Origin of the sequence: Chryseobacterium shigense (assembly GCF_014207845.1) — a bacterium.
Classification (GTDB): Bacteria; Bacteroidota; Bacteroidia; order Flavobacteriales; family Weeksellaceae; genus Chryseobacterium; species Chryseobacterium shigense_A.
Window position 1 is genome coordinate 197,004 of record NZ_JACHLC010000003.1, and the last position, 20,508, is coordinate 217,511.

Annotated in this window: 16 protein-coding genes and 1 riboswitch; of the genes, 13 read left to right on the forward strand and 3 right to left on the reverse strand. The window is 38.7% G+C overall.

Going from position 1 to position 20,508, the window contains the following annotated elements:
- The first annotated feature begins 41 nt into the window (after positions 1 to 41).
- From fabD to pckA, 3 genes are all read left to right on the forward strand, one after another.
- Positions 42 to 917, forward strand: coding sequence for an ACP S-malonyltransferase (fabD, locus tag HNP36_RS13625; protein WP_184164586.1), 876 nt, complete (start codon positions 42 to 44; stop codon positions 915 to 917).
- 9 nt (positions 918 to 926) lie between these two features.
- Complete coding sequence (locus HNP36_RS13630; RefSeq protein WP_184164590.1) at positions 927 to 1,832, forward strand: GYDIA family GHMP kinase; 906 nt, start codon at positions 927 to 929, stop codon at positions 1,830 to 1,832.
- Positions 1,833 to 1,959: 127 nt separating this feature from the next.
- Positions 1,960 to 3,576, forward strand: a complete 1,617-nt coding sequence (gene pckA, locus HNP36_RS13635) for a phosphoenolpyruvate carboxykinase (ATP) (RefSeq protein ID WP_184164593.1) — start codon at positions 1,960 to 1,962, stop codon at positions 3,574 to 3,576.
- 150 nt (positions 3,577 to 3,726) lie between these two features.
- Here the strand turns inward: pckA and HNP36_RS13640 are convergent, their stop codons facing one another.
- Entirely contained in the window at positions 3,727 to 4,134 is a 408-nt protein-coding gene (locus HNP36_RS13640) for a type II 3-dehydroquinate dehydratase (RefSeq protein WP_184164596.1), read from the reverse strand.
- A 30-nt stretch (positions 4,135 to 4,164) separates the two neighbouring features.
- Complete coding sequence (locus tag HNP36_RS13645; protein ID WP_184164599.1) at positions 4,165 to 5,157, reverse strand: helix-turn-helix domain-containing protein; 993 nt, start codon at positions 5,155 to 5,157, stop codon at positions 4,165 to 4,167.
- A gap of 430 nt (positions 5,158 to 5,587) precedes the next feature.
- On the opposite strand from HNP36_RS13645, the gene HNP36_RS13650 reads away from it, so the two are divergent.
- From HNP36_RS13650 to HNP36_RS13675, 6 genes are all read left to right on the forward strand, one after another.
- Positions 5,588 to 6,835, forward strand: coding sequence for a hypothetical protein (locus tag HNP36_RS13650; protein WP_184164602.1), 1,248 nt, complete (start codon positions 5,588 to 5,590; stop codon positions 6,833 to 6,835).
- Between the two features lie 258 nt (positions 6,836 to 7,093).
- Positions 7,094 to 7,531 carry a transposase gene (locus HNP36_RS13655; RefSeq protein WP_184164605.1) on the forward strand — a complete coding sequence of 146 codons (438 nt, stop codon included), beginning with the start codon at positions 7,094 to 7,096 and terminating at the stop codon, positions 7,529 to 7,531.
- Positions 7,528 to 7,752: a hypothetical protein gene (locus tag HNP36_RS13660; protein ID WP_184164608.1), complete on the forward strand. Its 225-nt coding sequence runs from the start codon at positions 7,528 to 7,530 to the stop codon at positions 7,750 to 7,752. The genes HNP36_RS13655 and HNP36_RS13660 overlap by 4 nt, the downstream gene beginning before the upstream one ends.
- Entirely contained in the window at positions 7,727 to 8,068 is a 342-nt protein-coding gene (locus tag HNP36_RS13665) for a helix-turn-helix domain-containing protein (protein ID WP_184164611.1), read from the forward strand. Before HNP36_RS13660 ends, HNP36_RS13665 begins: the two co-directional genes overlap by 26 nt.
- Before the next feature lie 260 nt (positions 8,069 to 8,328).
- Positions 8,329 to 8,426, forward strand: a riboswitch (SAM riboswitch).
- 84 nt (positions 8,427 to 8,510) lie between these two features.
- Positions 8,511 to 11,444, forward strand: a complete 2,934-nt coding sequence (locus HNP36_RS13670) for a SusC/RagA family TonB-linked outer membrane protein (RefSeq protein WP_184164614.1) — start codon at positions 8,511 to 8,513, stop codon at positions 11,442 to 11,444.
- An 18-nt stretch (positions 11,445 to 11,462) separates the two neighbouring features.
- Positions 11,463 to 12,956, forward strand: coding sequence for a RagB/SusD family nutrient uptake outer membrane protein (locus tag HNP36_RS13675; RefSeq protein ID WP_184164617.1), 1,494 nt, complete (start codon positions 11,463 to 11,465; stop codon positions 12,954 to 12,956).
- A 49-nt stretch (positions 12,957 to 13,005) separates the two neighbouring features.
- On the opposite strand, the gene HNP36_RS13680 is transcribed toward HNP36_RS13675, so the two are convergent.
- On the reverse strand, positions 13,006 to 13,476 hold the full coding sequence (locus tag HNP36_RS13680) for a hypothetical protein (protein WP_184164620.1): 471 nt from the start codon (positions 13,474 to 13,476) through the stop codon (positions 13,006 to 13,008).
- Positions 13,477 to 13,610: 134 nt separating this feature from the next.
- On the opposite strand from HNP36_RS13680, the gene HNP36_RS13685 reads away from it, so the two are divergent.
- From HNP36_RS13685 to HNP36_RS13700, 4 genes are all read left to right on the forward strand, one after another.
- The gene (locus tag HNP36_RS13685) at positions 13,611 to 13,934 is read left to right on the forward strand and encodes a DUF6660 family protein (protein WP_184164623.1); all 324 of its coding nucleotides are present in this window, start codon (positions 13,611 to 13,613) and stop codon (positions 13,932 to 13,934) included.
- Positions 13,935 to 14,069: 135 nt separating this feature from the next.
- Positions 14,070 to 18,431 carry a CusA/CzcA family heavy metal efflux RND transporter gene (locus tag HNP36_RS13690; protein ID WP_184164626.1) on the forward strand — a complete coding sequence of 1,454 codons (4,362 nt, stop codon included), beginning with the start codon at positions 14,070 to 14,072 and terminating at the stop codon, positions 18,429 to 18,431.
- Between the two features lie 2 nt (positions 18,432 to 18,433).
- Positions 18,434 to 19,693 carry an efflux RND transporter periplasmic adaptor subunit gene (locus tag HNP36_RS13695; protein ID WP_184164629.1) on the forward strand — a complete coding sequence of 420 codons (1,260 nt, stop codon included), beginning with the start codon at positions 18,434 to 18,436 and terminating at the stop codon, positions 19,691 to 19,693.
- A gap of 149 nt (positions 19,694 to 19,842) precedes the next feature.
- Positions 19,843 to 20,262 carry a Fur family transcriptional regulator gene (locus HNP36_RS13700; RefSeq protein ID WP_184164632.1) on the forward strand — a complete coding sequence of 140 codons (420 nt, stop codon included), beginning with the start codon at positions 19,843 to 19,845 and terminating at the stop codon, positions 20,260 to 20,262.
- The last annotated feature ends 246 nt before the right edge of the window (positions 20,263 to 20,508 follow it).

Genomic DNA, 20,508 nt, shown 5'->3' on the forward strand with positions numbered 1-20,508 from the left:
TTAACATTATCTTTATATTTGCATAATATTTAAATCAATACATGAAAGCACTTGTATTTCCTGGGCAGGGTTCTCAGTTCGTAGGAATGGGAAAAGAATTATACGATTCCAGAAAAGACATTAAGGATTTAATGGAATATGCCAACGAAATTTTAGGTTTCGATATTCTTTCCCTGATGTTCAACGGAACGGATGCAGATCTTAAGAAGACAGAAGTTACCCAGCCTTCAATATTTATACATTCAGTAGCTGCTCTGAAAGCAATAAACGGTCTTGGAGCCGAAATGGTTGCAGGACATTCTTTAGGAGAATTTTCAGCATTGGTTGCCAATGGAGTTTTATCCTTTGACGACGGTCTGAAGCTGGTATCCGAAAGAGCAAAAGCAATGCAGGAAGCCTGTGATGCCAATCCAAGCTCTATGGCTGCAATTTTAGGTCTTGAAGATGCTAAAGTTGAAGAGATTTGCGCACAGATCAGCGGTATCGTAGTTCCAGCCAACTACAACTGTCCTGGCCAATTGGTAATTTCGGGAGAAACTTCAGCAGTAGAAGAAGCTTGCGTAAAGCTTAAAGAAGCAGGGGCAAAAAGAGCATTGCTGCTTCCTGTAAACGGAGCATTCCACTCCCCGTTAATGCAGCCTGCACAGGAAAAACTGGCAGCGGCAATTGAAAAAACAAAATTCAGAAAAGCAACGATTCCGGTATACCAGAATATTACAACTACAGCAGTGATTAATCCTGAGGAGATCAAACAAAACCTGATCGCCCAGCTTACAGGTCCTGTAAAATGGACTCAGTCTGTTCAGAATATGATCAAAGACGGTGCATCTAATTTCGTAGAAGTAGGTCCTGGAAAAACACTTCAGGGGCTCATCAAGAAAATTGATGCTTCTGTAGATGTTGCGTCTGCAATATAATTAAGAAATATGAGCGGAATATTTTCACCGGGAAAGCTTATGCTTACTTCAGAATATTTCGCAATAGACGGAGCTCTTGTCCTGGCGGTACCTACCAAGCCCGGACAAGAGTTTTTTTTTGAAGAAAAAGATGATGAAAAATCCCTGATCTTCTGGGAAGCCCATCATCAGAATAAATTATGGTTGAAAGCTGTCATAGATTACAAAAACTGGCAGATCCTTGAAACCAATCTTCTTCCAAGCGCTGAATTCATTCTGAAAACCTTAAAAAACGTTCAGCAGCTTTCTAAAATCAAATTCAAAGACCATTTTACCTATCACCTGAAAACCAACCTTCAGTTTCCTGCAGATTACGGATTGGGAAGCAGCTCTACTTTAATGACCAACCTTGCAGAATGGGCAGATATTGATCCATTCCATCTCAACAGCATGAGTCTGGGAGGAAGCGGTTACGATATTGCCGTTGCAAAAGAGAAATCCGCAGTGCTTTTCCGCAGTAAACCTGAGATCAGCTATGAGAAGATAGATTTCAGTCCACCATTTAAAAATGAACTGATTTTTATTCATTTAAATCAGAAGCAGGATAGCAGGGAAGGAATTAATCTTTACAAGTCCAAATTAAAGTCCCAGATCCTTATTGATGAATTTTCGGATATCACAAAAAAAGTTTTATTATGCAGTGAATTGGAAAATTTTTCACAGTTGATGATGATCCATGAGCAAAAAATATCAAAATTCCTTGAAATTCCTGCAGTTAAAGAGAAATTTTTCGCGGACTGTCCTGTTTTTGTTAAAAGTTTGGGAGCATGGGGCGGAGATTTTGTGATGAGTGCCAAATTTCACGGCTATAAGGACTATTTTTGGGGAAAAGGTTTCAATACTGTTTTTGAATGGTCTGATATAATTAATTTATAATCAGTAATTTACAATCCTGTTTTTTTATTTGCCATTCTGACTTATATCATTATATTTAAACCACCTTTAACAAATAATTAATATTAATTTTGTTGAACCCAATAAAGAAATAGAAAATATAAGTAAAATGAAACACGCTAAAATCATCCAGGATTTAGAAAAATTAGGGATTAAAGGAAGTTATGAAGTCGTCTATAACCCGTCTTATGAAGAGTTATATCAGGCTGAAATAGCTCCTGAAAATCAAGGCTTTGAGCAAGCTGAGCTTACAGAATCCGGTGCAGTATCAGTGAAAACTGGAATTTTCACAGGTCGTTCGCCTAAAGACAGATACATAGTTCAGGATGATGTTACAAGAGACACAATTTTCTGGGACGGGAAAGTAAACCTTCCTACAACAGCGGAAAATTTTGATTCCTGTAAAACATTAGTGCTGAACCAGCTTTCTGAGGCTAAAAAGATCTATGTAGTTGATGCTTTTTGTGGTACCAATACAGATACAAGGCTAAAAGTAAGGTTCATCGTTGAGGTAGCGTGGCAGGCGCATTTCGTTACTAATATGTTCATCCGTCCGTCTCATTATGAGCTTGAAAACTTCGGCGAGCCGGATTTCACAGTGATCAACGGTTCTAAAACAACCAATCCGGACTGGGAAGCCCAGGGATTAAATTCTGAGAACTTCATTATGTTCAACCTTACTGAAAAACTACAGATCATCGGAGGTACATGGTACGGAGGTGAAATGAAGAAAGGTATGTTTGCCATGATGAACTATTATCTTCCATTAAAAGGAATGGCTTCTATGCACTGTTCTGCCAACGTAGGTGAAGAAGGTGACGTTGCCCTTTTCTTCGGACTTTCCGGAACAGGAAAAACAACTTTATCTGCTGACCCTAAAAGATACCTGATTGGTGATGATGAGCACGGTTGGGATAATAACGGTGTATTCAACTATGAAGGAGGATGCTATGCCAAAGTAATTGACCTTTCAGAAGAAAAAGAACCGGATATTTTCAGAGCGATCAAAAGAGACGCACTGCTGGAAAATGTAGTGGTAAATAATGGAATTGCTGATTATAAAGACGGATCTATCACTGAAAATACAAGAGTGTCTTACCCGATTTATCATATCAATAAGATCGTTCTTCCTTCTAAAGCCGGTCATGCTAAGAAGATTGTTTATCTTTCTGCTGATGCATTCGGGGTATTGCCTCCGGTTTCTATTTTGGATGAAAACCAGGCGCAGTATCACTTCCTTTGTGGGTATACTTCTAAATTAGCCGGTACAGAAAGAGGAATCACTGAACCTGAACCATCTTTCTCTCCTGCATTCGGAGAAGCATTCCTTACACTTCACCCGACAATGTATTCTAAAACACTGATCGGTAAGATGAAAGAACACGGGGCTAAAGCATATCTGGTAAATACAGGATGGAACGGAACAGGGAAGAGAATCTCTCTAAAAGATACAAGAGCAATTATTGATGCAATTATTGACGGTTCTATCGAAAATGCTCCTAAAACTCAGGTTCCAATCATGAACCTTGAAATTCCTACACAGCTTCCGAATGTTTCTGAAGGTATTTTAGACCCGAGAGAAACCTATGAGAACGCTTCAGAGTGGGAAGAAAAAGCAAAAGATCTTGCTGCAAGATATATTAAAAACTTTGAGCAGTACTGCGATACTGAAGAAGGGAAGAAGTTAGTTGCTTCAGGGCCTCAGTTGCAGGGACAAACGATCTAATAGTTATCAACAACATACAGAAAAGCCTCATGATCAATGAGGCTTTTTATTTTTATTTCAGACGTTTTAAAGGAAATCATAAATAAGACATCTGGTATTAGAAATGTCATGCTGAGCGGAGTCGAAGCATCTTTTGATATGCCTGATCTATCACTTTAAACTTAAAATCGCGAGCCTGTATCCATCCATACCAAAACCGGATAATACCGCATCAGTATTGGCTGCCGTTACAGACTTCTGGCGGAACTCTTCCCTTTTATAAATATTGCTGATATGAACTTCAACCTTAGGCTTTTGTATGTTTTTTAAACAGTCTGCAATGGCATATGAATAATGAGTATATGCTCCCGGGTTAATTACTAAAGCATCAAAATTATCTTCCTGAAGTCTGTTGATAATTTCCCCTTCAATATTGGACTGGTAATAGCTTATTTCACAGGAAGTGAATTCAGATTGTAAATTTTTCAGACAATCCTCCATAGAAACGGTTCCGTAGATTTCGGGCTCCCTTGTTCCCAAAAGATTGAGATTGGGACCATTGATGATAAGAACTTTCATTAAAAATAATTTATTCAAAGATAATATATTTTACATACTGTTTCCATTACTGTTTTTCATGTTCTTATGAAAATATTCTGAGGGAGTAATCCCTTCAATCTGTTTGAAAACCCGGTTAAATGTAGACTGGTTAGAGAAGCCTGCCTCAGTGTAAACATACATAAGTGTTGTTTTCTGAAAATCAACTTCTGTGAACAGCTTTTTCACATAATTGATTCTGTAAGTGTTCAAATAATAATTAAAATTAGGATACCCTTTATACCGGATCGCTTTCGATATGTAAGTGCTGTTGACGTCCAGCGCCACACTTAAAGTGGAAAGATTAAATTTTACATCTTTGAAAAGCATGTTTCCAGTCATGGAGGCATCAATTTTGGAGAACAGCTTTTCCATGTTTTCATTGTCGATATCATTATCATCTAAAATAAATTCTGTAACATTTACTTTCTCTTTTTCTGCTTTTCCGGTAGGTACAGCTTCTGATAAAATTTCAAGCTTTCTGATTTTATCCTTGTAGTATATTAATAAAGTAACGACTAATATATTTGACGCAATCAGGATTGTATCTGTAAATGTTACTTCTTTTTGAGAATGTTTAGGGAAATCCAGTTCAAGGTTATTGGCAAGGATGTATCCTGTAACAATGATGAACAGGGTATAAAAAGAATACACTAAAACTTCTTTTTTCGTAAAGAAAATATATGCCCCTAAAGGAAGCGGAAGAAGCCAGCAAAAGCTTGCAACCGAATTATTCCAGAAAGCAAGCATAATATAAAAATTATATAAAGGTGCAGTTATTAAATACAAATGCACAATTGTATTTGTAGGAAATCTTCTTCGAGCCAGAAAATAACTGTAACCAATAAAAACGAATCCGCCCAACAGATACCACGACATTATTTTATCATAGATGTAGAACGTGAAAATAACGGTATAAATTCCCAGGATAAAAAGCATCAGAATTACATACCTGTCTATCAGTTCATGTTTTAGCTTTTCTATGTCTTCATTTTTTTTGCTCATCTGATGTCTGGAAGGGATTTATTTTCAGTCTAAATCAATGAAATCTCAGAAATGACTTTGTTAAACGCTTGAATTTCAATAATATGAATGAGTTTAAGTCATTTTCAGAATTATCATTTGCCTTGCTGTTTTTTTGATTTATAGATTAAAATAATTTTGCGGAACAGTTTCGATAAACAAACACACGTATATATATCGTGTTGCAAAATTATTAAAAATAAAATATAAATGAAAGGTTCGCTGTAAATCGCGGTATTCTTAAAGCTTTTTAAATATAGTAAAGAATGTTGAAAATTAATTCTTTGGTTATTGCAGAACAGAAGAAATTATAGAAGATATGCAACGATATTTATTTTTTTAAAAAATTCTAAAAACACATATGAATGATAATTCTGAAAAGAATTCCTTTTTTAACTTAAAAACAACTATTATGAAAAAAATTATTTTGCTTGTTACAAGTATCTCTTATGCATTAATTTATTCACAAGTAGGTATTAACACGGCTAATCCGCGCGGAACTCTCCATGTGGATGGCCAAAAGGATAATCCCGCATCAGGTGATCCTGGTGCTGTACAGGGAGCGAATGACTTTATTGTGACCTCTTCCGGCAGTGTGGGGATTGGAACTGCAGTGCCTAATGCATCTGCGATCCTGGATGTAAATGTAGACGGACTCGCTGTTGGCAGCAAAAAAGGGCTTTTAGGTCCGAAAGTAGCATTAACCTCCCAAACCGATCAGGCTACCATTCCTTCACCTGTAGCAGGACTTCTTGTGTACAATTTAGGAACCGGAGGACTTGGTTATGTAGGGTATGTATTTTGGAACGGTACGGAATGGAGAACATTCAACAACGGCTCTCTTGCCCCTGGAACTTTAGGCTCTATTACCTGTAACGGAGTTACACTGTCTCCCGGAATTTATACTGCCGGTACTCCTTATACAGGAACTATGACTGTTCCGTATACAGGCGGAAACGGAGGTGTTTATGCAGCACAGACTGTGGGACCTGTAAACGGACTCACTGCAACGCTTGCTGCCGGAAACTTTAATGTAGGATCAGGAATTCTAAGCTATACAGTATCCGGAATGCCTACTGCTTCCAGCCCTACACTTACCACTTTCCCGCTAAATATCGGAGGACAAACCTGTAGTGCAACAGTAGGAGCGGGTTCTGTAATTGCCCCTGGAGAATTGGTATATTATCATTCTTCAATCCCGCGTCAGACTTCATCATTTCTTTTAAGTCAGTTTCTTAATGATCTTCCTATAGTTAACAATACCTTCAGAGTTGATGCATATATCACTTCTCCTAATGCATTTGACTCCAGTAGTGCGAATACCAATTTTGATCCCCGTCTTTATAATATTACCGCGGCTAACGCAAAAGTGTGGGTGTCTGAAGTATCTACGCATACGGGAGATTCACGTGGGGCTAATTTATTAATCTTCCCTAATAATTATGCCCAGTTTGATGATGGAGTGTATCTTACATATGGAAGAAATGAGACCGTTACTTTTGACATTACAACGGCGGATAATAAATGGTATAGAGTTTATTACGCGTTGCGTATAGATAATAAATCTTTTGCAAGTGCAGGTAATGCCAATACTACTTCAGACTCTACTACTGCGGACAATACACTGGAAGTTTTTGTTTCCATTCAGAGGTTGTATTAAAAAGGATTTCAAGTAGGTTAAATTATTGATTGTCAGTTTTTAATCATAAATGTTGATTGGATTTAAGGATCGGCTTTAAAGCTGGTCCTTTTTCAAAAAAGAAATTGGGCAATAGATATTTAGGTTTTGGGAGAAAACAATAGATACAGGAAACCCCCATTAGACTAAAGTGTATGATAAAATTCAAAATAAAAGACTTGGAAGAGCAGGCAAATACAGGCTATACTTTACAATAGTTTCACTTAACAAACTTTTTCCATGAGATTTGATTTTAAAAACATTCACATCGGTGAATGTATAAAGACAAGAGCAGAAGAACTGGAAATTTCTGTATCCCGGATCTGTAAATTTCACAAAATTACAGAAGAAGAAATGTATGAAATGTTTGATACGAAAAGTCTGGATACGGAAACTCTTCTTAGATGGTGCAAGCTTCTGGAATATGATTTTTTCCGAATCTATGCCCAGCATCTTATTTTATTTGCTCCCGGAAACGGCTCATCGTTTAATCTTCCGGAAAATGGCAAACCCTCACTTCCGGAATTTAGGAAAAATGTTTACACTAGGCAGGTTGTGGATTTTATTCTGGAATTAATAAAGACAGGAGAAAAAACAAAACTTCAGATATTGGAAGAGTATAGGATTCCCAAAACTACACTTTATAAATGGATCAGTAAATACGATGAGACACAATGAAATTGATGCACCAGTATAATTACCTGCTGTATCAGAATAAAGAAGAAATTATGAAATTGCTTGGACAAGAATTTAATTTCTATCCTTCTGATAACTGGACATATACGCTGGAAACAGGAACATTCGGAAAGAAAACAATCCTGTTTTTATTCTTTGAAAATGATAAAGTCTCCAAAATTGAAATAAAAAAAATATATGGAAAGATCAGCACCGGATTATAAGAAAATATACACGGACATTATTTTTAGAAAATGCCCTGAGAAATACGGGCTTTGTGATTTTATTTTGCAGAAAGAAACTCTGTCCGTTTTAGACGTTATTAAATTAAATCAGCTGATTTTTGATGTTGAAGACCAGCAGATAGCTCAGTTTAACCAAAAACAAAGATCGTATGATGAAGCTTCGATTTTGGAAATCCTGGAATTTCAGGAGAGAAACGGGTATAATAATACAGAATTAGCGGATGAATTTAAATTAAGCAGAAACTCTGTAGCAAAATGGAAAAAAATATTCAAGAGCAAAGCCCAAACTAACTGAACTGCTATATGCAAATTTAAAAGGCTATTATAAGAAAGGAATGACATCGGAAGATGTCATTTTTTTTGCTTCTCAGTTTTTCATTTAATTATTAATAATGATAAATCTCATATTTATGGATTTCGCAATCTGTTAACTCCTTGCTGTGGCGGTGTTTTAGTTGAGAATTAAGTTAATTTTTGATAATGTATAATAAAAAATTTTAAAGTCTACTTGTTTTGTAGACTAATTGTTTTTAGATTTGCAGACATATTTCGATCGGCTTATAAAGAAAGATGGAGGGAACTGACCCTGTGAAATCTTAACAACCTGCCCCTGCGCAAGGTGTTACATTCAGCCTTTAAAGGAAAAATAAGCATTTGGTTTATCGTATTTTTCGATGCCCTTTGCTGACTTTTCTGCAAAGGGTTAGTTTTTTAATATATGATAAATAAAATTGATTATGATTAGTAAGAGTTTAATTGATTCCAAGGCTTGGATTCCTTCTGCCGCTGTATTTTTCTTAGGAATTATCAGTGCAAATGCCCAGGAAATAAAGCCGAAAAAAGATACAGTCAAAGAAAAGGAAATTGATGAGGTGGTAGTCATTGCTTACGGTAAAGCCAAAAGAACAAGCTATACAGGTTCCGTAGCCACTATTTCCAGCGAAAAAATCAACAACAGGCCCGTTACCAATATTACAAAAGCTCTCGAAGGGCAGGTTCCGGGAATTCAGGCGGTAAGTGCTTCAGGACAGCCTGGAGCAACGGCTTCAGTAAGAATAAGAGGAATTGGTTCCATTAGTGCTTCCAGTGACCCTCTGTATGTAGTGGATGGAATTCCTTTTGATGGGAATATCAATTCCATCAGTCCGAATGATATAGAATCCATAAGTGTTTTAAAAGACGCCACAGCAAGTTCATTATATGGTTCAAGAGGAGCTAACGGGATCATCATCATTACCACAAAATCCGGTAAAAAAGGAGAATCCAGGGTCAATTTCAATATCAGTCAGGGATTTTCTACCAGAGCCGTAAAAGATTATAAGCAGGTAAGTACCGATGAGTATTTCCAATTGTATTGGGAAGCATTGAGAAACGGTTACAAATCCGGGCAAATATCTTCCCAGCAGGCCGCACAGATGGCAAGCGACAACCTTGTGAATGCTCTGGGAATAAACCCTTACGGAGCCGGTTTCCCCAAACCTGTAGGAACAGACGGAAAACTTCTTCCGGGAGCAAAAGCTTTATGGAATGACGACTGGAGAGATATTCTTCAAAGGACGGCCTCCAGAAGCCAGGTAGATTTTGACATCAGCGGAGGCAGCGAAAAAAGCAATTATTTCTTCTCCTTAGGATACCTTGATGATAAAGGAATTGCCATAGAATCTGGATTTCAAAAGTTTTCCACCAGGCTAAAAATTAATTCTGAAGTTAAAAAATGGCTGAACGCCGGAGCCAATTTAAGTTACACCAACAGTATTCAGCAGGCACCGCCATCTTCAGATTCCAGAACAGACAATATCATCAATGCAGCCAGGGTAATACCTTCTTTCTACCCATATTATGAAAGAAATGCTGACGGAAGTTATGTGCTGGATTCAGAAGGAAACAGGATCTATGATTTCGGGAAATACAGACCCACAAGTGCATTGCAGAACCAAAATGCAGCTGCAACACTGCCTTTGGATAAAAACGAAAACAAAGAAGACAATTTTTCAGGAAAAGGATTTTTAGAATTTATCTTTCTTCCCGAACTGAGATTTAAAACCAGTTTTTCAGTTGATCTTGTAAATTACAACGGACATTACTATTCCAATCCGCTGATCGGGGAAGGAAGCGAAACAGGAGGTTCCGTAACGAAATCGAACAGCAGAACCCTTTCCTATACAACCAGTAATATTCTGACTTTTGACAAGAAGTTCGGAAAGCATCACCTAAGTGTTTTGGGAGGCCAGGAATTTTACAAATATGATTACCAGACGATATCCGGTTCCAGAAGCCAGTTTTCCCTTCCTTATTACTACGAGCCTGATGCTGCGGCGCTGCTGGGAAGCTTCAGTGGAAACAGAGATCAGTTTTCCTTATTAAGTTTCCTGGGAAGAGCAGAATATGATTTTAATAATACTTACTTTTTGTCAGTTTCCGGAAGAGCAGATGGTTCTTCAAGATTCTTTGCAGATAACAGATGGGGGAAATTCTGGTCAGTGGGAGCTTCATGGAAAGTCTCAAATGAAGATTTTATCAAAAACCTGAATGTTTTCAATCAACTGACATTGCGTGCAAGTTACGGTGGTCAGGGGAATGATAAATTAAGGAGACCCAACGGATCTTCTCTTTACTATGCTTACCAGGAATTGTACAGGTTTTATAATAACCTTGGCGAGCCGGGAACAGTTCTGGAAAAAGTGCAGACCAATGATGTGAAGTGGGAAACCAACCTTAATTTAAATGTAGGTCTTGAGTTTGCAATTCTGAATAACAGGGTAAAAGGTAACGTAGAATATTTCAAACGAAAGAGTCAGGATCTTCTGTTTAATATGCCGGTTGCCCCATCTCTGGGAATCAGTGATTTTCCTTTCAATATCGGGACAATACAGAATACCGGTTTTGAATTCTCATTATTCACAACACCAATCAAGAACGACGATTTCCAGTGGAATGTAGATGTGAACCTGAGTACTTTGACCAATAAAATTACAAAATTGCCTAAAGGATCTGTAATAACAGGAACAAAACGCCTTGAAGTAGGTGGTTCCATCTATGATTTCTTTATTCCTGAATGGATAGGCGTTGATCCTTCCAACGGAAAACCTTTATGGAGATACATTTACCAGGATACCAATGGAAATACGGTAGACGGAACCACTTCAGAGTATGCAAAAGCTACAAAAACAGTACAGGGATCTGCGCTGCCTAAAGTAACGGGAGGAGTTACCACAACTATTGCGTATAAAAACTTTGATTTTTCAGGATTGCTGACTTTCAGCATCGGAGGAAAGATCCTTGATACGGATTACACATCATTAATGTCCAACGGAAACGCCGGAGGACGCGCGTGGAGTGCAGAAATGCTGAACAGATGGACTCCGGAAAACCCGAACACAGATGTTCCGGCGCTAAGCACGACAACGAATAACTGGACTTCCACTTCTTCAAGATTTTTGTATTCCGGAACGTATGCAAGACTTAAAAACGTAAGCCTGGGCTATACACTCCCTTCCGATTATTTTGAAAAATTAGGACTAAAAAAATTCAGAATCTACGTTCAGGCAGAAAATCTTCTGACCTTCTACAAGCATAAAGGCATGGACCCGGAACAGGCATTGGACGGGACTACCTATTACAGGTATCCGGCTATGAGAACTATAACTTTCGGTCTTCAGGCAACTCTTTAACCTTCAAAAATTGAAACAATGAAAAAATTAAAATACATATCTCTTGCCCTGATCGCAGTGTGGTCACTAACAAGCTGTGAAAGCGAACTGGAAACGGCTCCTACGGATCAGGCTAACGGAGCTGAGGTTTTCAAAACGGCAGAAAGCGCGGAAACAGTAATTAACGGAGCATGGGCAAAATTGAATGATGACGGTCCAACCTACGCAAATATCGGTTACTCAACGGTTCTGAGAACCAGTGATGCCATGGGAAGTGATGTTGCAGTTCTAACCAATAAATATGGGTTCCCGTCTGCGTATGCTTTTACGGAAATGATTAATAATACGGCCTCAAGACCGCAGTTTATTTGGTCAACACTATATTCAACCATTAATAACATGAATAATGTAATCACCCGTATTGACCATACAGAAGGGAGTCAGGCAAAAAAAGACCAGGTAAAAGGTCAGGCTAAGGCATTACGTGCTTTCTGTTATCTGAATCTGGCAAGTTTTTACCAGTTCAGCTATCTGAAAGATAAAACCGCTCTTACTGCGCCGATTTATACAGAGCCTTCAACCATCAGTTCTGTTCCGAAGAAAAGAGCAAGTCTTGAGGAAATGTATACCCTGATCAAAAATGATCTCACGGAAGCAGATAACCTTTTAACCAATTATACAAGAAATAACAAGGATAAGATTAACAGAGCGGTCGTAAACGGACTTTTGGCAAGAACCTACCTGAATACCGGAGAATGGAATAAAGCTGCCTCCGCTGCGAAAATGGCAAGAACAGGTTATCCGCTCATGACCGCTGAAAAATATAAAGAAGGTTTCAATGACATCAGCAACGGAGAATGGATCTGGGGACATGGGCAGACTCAGGAGCAGTCAGGGGCAAGCTACGCCTTCCATTATCTTGATGTGTCTTCTTCGGGAAGTTATTATTATAGCTTTATGGCAGATCCTTTCTTTAAAGATTTGTTTGATACGAATGATATCAGGTCCCAGCTATTCCAGTGGGATGGTCTTCCGGGAAGGGAAGGACTTTTGAGATATTCAAAATTTAAATTTAAGACGGGGCTTATCGCAGATATTGTATTGATGAGAGCCGCAGAAATGTACCTGATCGAAGCTGAGGCTGAAGCCAGAAATGGAAATATCACTAATGCGGTTACCATTTTAAATGGATTGAAAACAGCCAGAAATGCCAATATATATAGCGGTTCGCTTGCTCAGAGTGATGTGATAAAAGAAATCCTGACTGAAAGGAGAAAAGAACTGTTCGGGGAAGGATTCTCGCTTTCAGATATTATCAGAACACAAGGAAGCGTAGAGAGAAAACCTTATGTAGATACCGGTGGCCAACCGATAAAAGTACAGATTACCACTCCGGGTGGAACGGTGAAAACAGTAAACGGAAGAGGGCATTCAGTCTTTAATTTCCCGGATCAGACTGCTTTTGCACCAAATAGTAAGTATTATCTGTTTAGTATTCCGCAGAAAGAGATTGAGAATAATCCTAACCTGTAATAATTAGATTTGATTTTTTTTAGCCATCGTGTAGTACGGTGGCTTTTCGTTATTTTCCATGCATAAAATAAACAACCTTTTCATTTCTATGTTGGTCTTTAAAACCAATTTTAACACTGTCAAGAGTTTCCCTCTTGCTGATATCATCATAGTATAATACAATATTATCATTGTTAATACCGCCGCAGAAATCACAATGAAAATCAAGAAATTGGCTATGATCACTGTCTTCAAGGGAAAGGCCTTCCTTACCTGTTTTAAGATTTTTAAGCCTTATACTGAAAGCAAAGAAATTTTTATTGATCGTTTGATCCTTTTTTGAATTGAACTTAAAAGTGGTAAACGCTTCCACAATCTCATATTCTCCTTTATTAATTGTGATTTTGTTTACCGTAGGATAATATTCCTTTATTAAAAGACCTCTGTTCCTGGCTTCCGAAACAGTTTGAGGAAGGAATTCAGTATCAGAGCCTACACAGGACATTACCATCAAAAACAAAAATAGGATGTATTTTTTCATAGGAGATATAAAAGCTTATGATTGCCAAAAATATGAAAAAGTAATATTTCTTTCGAAACCCAACAGAATGTTAAGAATATATTAATTGAGCTTCCTGGCTTTACCATTTAGAAAAAAACTTTACCTTTGTTTATATGAACCTGTTAAGATGGATACTTGCATTCTATTTCATGGCATTGTCACTCATGCCCTGTGAAGATGTGCACCGTACTTCAGGAACAGCCGAAGCTAAACTGTCATTCAATATTCAGGAATCCCATTCAAAAGATCAGGGAGATATCTGTTCACCGCTTTGTGCATGCAGCTGTTGCCAGATGACCGTATCTTCCTTCAAAATGGATCCGTTATTGGAAATTCCAAGCCACGTTCAGGCTTACTTTTCAAAGAAGATTCTTTTCCAGAAAAACAATTTCGCTTACCAGGTGTATGATCATATCTGGCAGCCCCCTAAAATTTAATTTTTATTGATTATTAGAAAGTCAGGCTTTCTATCCATTGAACTTTGCAATTTCATTGCAGAGGTCTTCGTGATATTTTTGCACTGGCATTATCGCTGTGTGCATTGATTTACCAATAAAAATTAAATACGAATCGTGTTAGATAAAATCATAAAATTCAGTATCAAAAATAAGGTCGTCATTGGTATTATGACCCTTCTTCTGATCATCTGGGGAGTATGGAGTGCCTCGAAACTTCCCATAGATGCTGTTCCTGATATCACCAACAATCAGGTACAGATTATTACTGCATGCCCTACACTCGCAGGACAGGAAGTGGAGCAGTTTGTAACCTTTCCCATAGAGCAGAGTATAGCCAATGTCCCCGATATCCAGGAAACCAGAAGTATTTCCAGATTCGGGCTTTCTGTGATTACAGTAGTATTCAAAGAAAATGTAGACGTTTATTTTGCCAGACAGCTTATCAACGAACAGTTGAAACTGGCAGCAGAAGAAATTCCCAAAGGTGTAGGAACTCCTGAATTAGCTCCGGTAAGTACCGGTTTGGGAGAAGTTTACCAATATATTCTCCATCCTAAAAAAGGCAGTGAAAAGAAATATTCTGCCAAAGAACTCCGTACCATGCAGGATTGGATTGTCCGCAGACAGCTGAACGGAACTCCTGGTGTTGCAGAGATCAACAGCTTTGGAGGAGAATTAAAACAATATGAAGTAGGCGTAAGTCCGGACCGCCTGAAAGCAATGGGCGTAAGCATCTCGGATATTTTTACAGCCTTGGAAAAAAATAATCAGAATACAGGCGGAGCATATATCGATAAAAAACCGAATGCCTATTTTATTCGCGGAATTGGCTTTGTAACCTCTCTGGAAGATATCAGGAATATCTCCGTAAAAAATGAAACCGGAAGTGTTCCCATATTCATAAAAGACGTGGCAGACGTACGTTTTGGAAACGCAGTACGTTACGGAGCACTGACTTACAACGGAAAAGTGGATGCCGTAGGTGGCGTAGTAATGATGTTGAAAGGAGCCAACAGCAACGATGTGGTGAACAGCATTAAAGCAAAAATCCCAACCATCCAGAAATCCCTTCCGGATGATGTGGTCATAGAACCGTTTCTGGACAGAACAGACCTTGTAGGAAGAGCAATCAATACCGTAGAAAAAAACCTCATTGAAGGTGCTTTGATCGTTATTTTCGTACTGGTGGTTTTCCTTGGAAATCTCAGGGCCGGACTGATCGTAGCATCAGCCATTCCGCTTTCATTGCTTTTTGCGTTGGGAATGATGAATGTTTTTGGGGTCAGTGCCAATTTAATGAGTCTCGGAGCTATAGATTTTGGGTTAATCGTAGATGGTGCTGTGATTATTGTGGAAGCGACCTTGCATCATTTGGGAGTGAGGAAATCTTTACGCACGCTTACCCAAAGTGAGATGGATGAAGAGGTTTTTCTTTCTGCCTCAAAGATCAGAAGCAGTGCTGCCTTCGGAGAAATCATTATCCTTATCGTGTATATTCCGATTCTCACCCTTGCCGGTGTGGAAGGAAAAATGTTTACCCCAATGGCCAAAACAGTAGGATTTGCCATCCTGGGAGCTTTGATCCTTTCATTAACTTACATTCCGATGATGAGTGCATTGTTTCTGTCTAAAAAGATTTCTCACAAAGAAACTTTTTCAGATAAAATGATGAATTTCCTTCAGAAGATCTATCAGCCTTTGTTGCAGAAAGCGGTTAAAATAAAATATATTATTGTTTCAGTAATAGTCTTTATATTTATTATCAGTGCTTTCATTTTTAAAAATATGGGAGGTGAATTTATCCCTCAGCTGCAGGAAGGAGATTATGCATTCCATTGTATTCTGCCACAGGGAAGTTCACTCAGCCAGAGCATCGAAACCTCTATGCAGGCTTCCAGAATTATCAAACAGTTTGATGAGGTGAAAATGGTAATCGGGAAAACAGGCTCCGCAGAGGTTCCCACAGATCCCATGCCACCGGAAGCTACCGATCTGATTGTAGTATTGAAGCCGCAAAGCGAATGGAAATCAAAAAAATCATATGCAGAGCTGGCTGATGAGATCAGTGAAAAACTGGAAGCCATTCCCGGAGTGTTTTTTGAAAAGAACCAGCCGATCCAGATGCGCTTCAATGAGCTGATGACAGGAATCAGACAGGATGTTGCCGTTAAAATTTTTGGTGAAAACCTCGATTCACTGTCTGTTTATGCAGATAAAGTCGGAAAGATCATTCAAACCGTAGACGGTGCTACAGCCCCTCAGATAGAAAGAGTGAGCGGTCTTCCTCAGATCAACGTAGAGTATGACAGGACAAGAATGGCCAATTACGGGTTAAATATAGAAGACGTAAACAATGTTCTAAGTACTGCTTTTGCAGGAAAAGCAGCCGGACAGGTTTTTGAAAATGAAAGACGTTTTGATCTAGTAGTCCGCCTGGACAGCCTTCACAGAACCAATATTGACGATGTCAATAACTTAATGATTACTACAGGAACAGGAGCACAGATTCCGCTTTCCCAGGTGGCCAGTGTCAGTTATAAACTGGGACCTGCACAGATCAGCCGTGAAGAAGGAAAAAGGAGAATTGTAATAGGCTTTAATGTAAAAGGCCGTGATGTACAGAGTGTCGTAAAAGATATTCAGGCAAAGCTTAATAAACAGGTTAAATTGCCTTCAGGTTATTACTTTACTTATGGCGGACAGTTTGAAAACCTTCAGGAAGCCAGCAAACGACTGATAATTGCAGTTCCGGTTTCATTGTTCCTGATCTTTATGCTCCTCTATTTCACATTCCGCTCATTTAAACAGGCAGCTTTAATTTTTACAGCCATTCCGATGAGTGCCATTGGAGGTGTATTTGCCTTGCTGTTAAGAGATATGCCTTTCAGTATCAGTGCCGGAATCGGGTTTATTGCCCTTTTCGGAGTGGCAGTTCTCAACGGGATTGTTTTAATAGGAACCTTTAACCAGCTTGAAAAAGACGGCGAAACCGACGTCCTGAAAAGAGTATACGAGGGAACAAAAACCCGGTTAAGACCCGTTCTGATGACGGCAACCGTAGCTTCACTGGGATTTCTGCCAATGGCCATTTCCACAGGAGCAGGAGCTGAAGTACAGAAACCTTTGGCCACAGTGGTAATCGGAGGATTGGTAACGGCTACTTTCCTTACTCTATTTGTTCTGCCGATGCTTTATATCATTTTTAATACAAAGATTCCGCGAAAAATGAATAAGATCAAGCCAATCACAACAATTATTGTTCTTGGATTTCTGATGTTCGGGCAAACTTTCAAGGCTCAGACGAGACAGATTTCCGCAGACGAGGCAGTAGAAATGGCAGCAGAAAATAATCTGGTTTTAAAATCAAAAGAGCTGAATATAAAATCTGCGGAAGCTTTGAGAGGAACAGCAAAAGAACTTCCCAAGTTAAACTTTGAAGCACAGCTGGGACAATACAACAGTCCGAAATTCGATCAGTCGTTTGCCATTTCACAGAGCATTCCTTTTCCTACATTATTCAAAGCCAGAAGAGAACTGATTACTGAAAATATCAGGAGCAGACAGATCAATAAAGAAATTTCAGCCAATGAATTGACAAAGCAGGTACGGACGTATTATTACCAGATAGAATACCTTCAGTACAATAAATTCAAACTGAAAAATCTTGACAGCTTGTACCAGGATTTTATCAGGATCGCAACGGTAAGATTTAATGCTGGTGATATAAAGAAGATTGAAATTAATACAGCTGAAACACAGAAAGGCGAAATCAGCCTGTTGTTGAAACAGAATGAAGTGTATTTAAACAATGCCTATAAAAATTTAAAAACATTACTGAACACCTCGGAAGATTTCGAAGTTCCGTTTAAAAACGATTATGAACCTTTGAGAACAGAAAATATTCTTGACAGTTCATCCATAGCCAATAACCCTACAGTCAAGGCTTTCTATCAGGAAATGGAGATTGCAGAAAAGAATAAAAATGTTGAAAAATCACAGGGGCTTCCGGAATTCAGTCTTGGGCTGACGAGCCAGTCGCTGATAGGCTTTCATACCAAAAACGGACAGGAGAAATTCTATAACGCAGGAGACCGTTTCAATTCTTTTTCGGTAGGTGTTGCCATTCCTTTGACTTTTGGAGCCACAAAAGCAAGAATGCAGGCTTTGGAATATGAAAAACAGGCCGCCGAAGCCAATGCAGAAATGCAGCAGAAACAACTTTCGGCACAGCTCGGAAATGCTTTTGGACAGTATCAGCAGGATATCCAGCAGTATGAATATTATGTAAGTCAGGCCATTCCGAATGCAGAGAAAATTGTAAAAGCAGCACAGTTGGGTTATAAAACGGGAGAGATTTCTTACGTAGAATATCTTTTTGCCTTGCAGACTGCCACCAATATTCAGTTAAAATATCTGGAATCTATCCAGCAGGTCAATCAATCTGTAGTTACCATTAATTCAATCATCAATAAATAAACATGAAAATAAAGCACAATATCATATATCTGACCGTCACAGCATTTTTACTGCTAAGTTGTGGAAAAAAAGAAATCCAGGCAGAAAAAGCTGAAACAAAAACAGAAAAGAGCGAAACAGATCATGAAGAAACTACCCAAGCCATCGTTTCATTAACGGAAGAACAGATAAAGTCCGTCGGAATATCCTTAGGCCCTGTAGAAATGAAGGAACTTACTTCCACCATCAAAGCAAATGGCCTTCTCAGAGTTCCGAATAATAATAAAGCAACCATAACATCCCTGTATGGCGGGGTCATTAAAACCCTCAATGTACAGGTAGGAAGTATCGTCAGAAAAGGACAGGTGATTGCCACCATTGCGAATCCTGAATTTATCCAATTACAGGAAGACTATTTGACCACGAACAGCAGGATTACCTATGCAGAACAGGAATACAGAAGGCAGAAAGAGCTTTTCGACAATGATGCAGGAGCAAAGAAAAACCTTCAGAGCTCCGATGCCGAACTTAAAACATTGAGAACAAGGAGAGCTTCATTGCTAAGACAATTACAGATGATGGGGATAAGTCCCGGAAAAGTAAATAATTCCAATATGAGATCCGGATTGGTTATTACCGCGCCGATCAGCGGAACGGTCAGCAGTATTTCGGCACAGATCGGAAGTTATGTAGATGTTTCATCACCCGTTGCAGAGATCATTGACAACAATTCTATCCATCTTGATCTGCAGGTTTTTGAAAAAGACCTTCCTAAAATGAAAGTAGGACAGATTGTTCATTTCAAGCTGACCAACAATCCCGAAACTGAATACGATGCAGAGGTTTATAGCGTAGGGTCTTCTTTTGAAAACGAAAGCAAAACCGTTTCCGTTCATGGAACCGTGACAGGAAACAAAGCAGGCCTCATTGATGGGATGAATATTACCGGAATCGTAAGTCTGGATAAAAATACAACTCCTGCCGTTCCTAACGAAGCCATCGTAGAAGCAGACGGTAAATATTATATTTTTATCCGCACAGATAAAAAAGTAGAAGACCATGAAGAAGAATCCGCAGATAACCACAAAAACGAAAAAGAAGAACCGGCCCAACAGAAAAGAACTTTAAATTTTGAAAAGATAGAAGTGATAAAAGGAACTTCGGATATGGGCTACACGGCAATTACACCCGTACAGGAAATTCCGGCTGATGCACGTATCGTAGTGAAAGGAGCCTTTTTCGTTAATGCAAAGCTTTCCAATTCCGGCGGGCATGAGCATTAAATCAAGGAAATGATAATTGATTTATAAGGACAATCCGGGAAAAATACTGTTTTTATGCCTAAATTAGAGGTGTTTACGGTAGAATTTCAGGAGCAGCCATACCAATTTTCAGATCAGAGAATAGAAAGTACATCTTAAAAAAATTAGAAATGAAAAAAGATATAGAAAATAAGCTCATCGACAAAAATACCAAACCCACCAGCATGAGAATTCTGGTGTATGATTTTTTGAGTACCCAGGAAGCTGCATTGTCCCTTTCAGAAGTTGAAAGTCATTTTGACAATGCGGACAGGACCACAATTTACAGGACATTGAAAACCTTTGAAGAAAAAGGAATCGTTCACAGCATACAGGAAAATACCACAACAAAATATAAGCTGTGTGATGACGATTGCAATGAAAAGACACACAAAGACTGGCACCTCCATTTTTACTGCAAAATATGCAAACAGACCACCTGCAGGGAAGATATTTCCTTTCCGCAAAATGTTCAGACCAGTTTCCGGATCGATGAAATAAGATTTTTTGCCAAAGGAATCTGTGAAAACTGTCTTGAAAGTTTGCAATAGTATTGCATTTCGTATACACCTAATTTTACATCAAAATAGTACTTATGGAAGAATGTTGCAGTACAAAACCAAAAAAAGAACAGCATAAACATGATCATTCCGAAGGCGACGGACACGACCACTCTCACGATACAGGCAAAACGACTTTCCAGATGTTTCTTCCTGCCATTATCTCTTTCGTGCTTTTGCTTATAGGAATAGCCCTGGATAATTATATAAAGCCAGAATGGTTCACCGGTTGGGTAC

What these genes read in the sequence shown, in the direction of transcription:
- fabD (WP_184164586.1), top strand. Translation starts at nt 42, where the DNA reads ATGAAAGCACTTGTATTTCCTGGGCAGGGTTCTCAGTTCGTAGGAATG.
- HNP36_RS13630 (WP_184164590.1), top strand. Translation starts at nt 927, where the DNA reads ATGAGCGGAATATTTTCACCGGGAAAGCTTATGCTTACTTCAGAATAT.
- pckA (WP_184164593.1), top strand. Translation starts at nt 1,960, where the DNA reads ATGAAACACGCTAAAATCATCCAGGATTTAGAAAAATTAGGGATTAAA.
- HNP36_RS13640 (WP_184164596.1), bottom strand. Translation starts at nt 4,134, where the DNA reads ATGAAAGTTCTTATCATCAATGGTCCCAATCTCAATCTTTTGGGAACA.
- HNP36_RS13645 (WP_184164599.1), bottom strand. Translation starts at nt 5,157, where the DNA reads ATGAGCAAAAAAAATGAAGACATAGAAAAGCTAAAACATGAACTGATA.
- HNP36_RS13650 (WP_184164602.1), top strand. Translation starts at nt 5,588, where the DNA reads ATGAAAAAAATTATTTTGCTTGTTACAAGTATCTCTTATGCATTAATT.
- HNP36_RS13655 (WP_184164605.1), top strand. Translation starts at nt 7,094, where the DNA reads ATGAGATTTGATTTTAAAAACATTCACATCGGTGAATGTATAAAGACA.
- HNP36_RS13660 (WP_184164608.1), top strand. Translation starts at nt 7,528, where the DNA reads ATGAAATTGATGCACCAGTATAATTACCTGCTGTATCAGAATAAAGAA.
- HNP36_RS13665 (WP_184164611.1), top strand. Translation starts at nt 7,727, where the DNA reads ATGGAAAGATCAGCACCGGATTATAAGAAAATATACACGGACATTATT.
- HNP36_RS13670 (WP_184164614.1), top strand. Translation starts at nt 8,511, where the DNA reads ATGATTAGTAAGAGTTTAATTGATTCCAAGGCTTGGATTCCTTCTGCC.
- HNP36_RS13675 (WP_184164617.1), top strand. Translation starts at nt 11,463, where the DNA reads ATGAAAAAATTAAAATACATATCTCTTGCCCTGATCGCAGTGTGGTCA.
- HNP36_RS13680 (WP_184164620.1), bottom strand. Translation starts at nt 13,476, where the DNA reads ATGAAAAAATACATCCTATTTTTGTTTTTGATGGTAATGTCCTGTGTA.
- HNP36_RS13685 (WP_184164623.1), top strand. Translation starts at nt 13,611, where the DNA reads ATGAACCTGTTAAGATGGATACTTGCATTCTATTTCATGGCATTGTCA.
- HNP36_RS13695 (WP_184164629.1), top strand. Translation starts at nt 18,434, where the DNA reads ATGAAAATAAAGCACAATATCATATATCTGACCGTCACAGCATTTTTA.
- HNP36_RS13700 (WP_184164632.1), top strand. Translation starts at nt 19,843, where the DNA reads ATGAAAAAAGATATAGAAAATAAGCTCATCGACAAAAATACCAAACCC.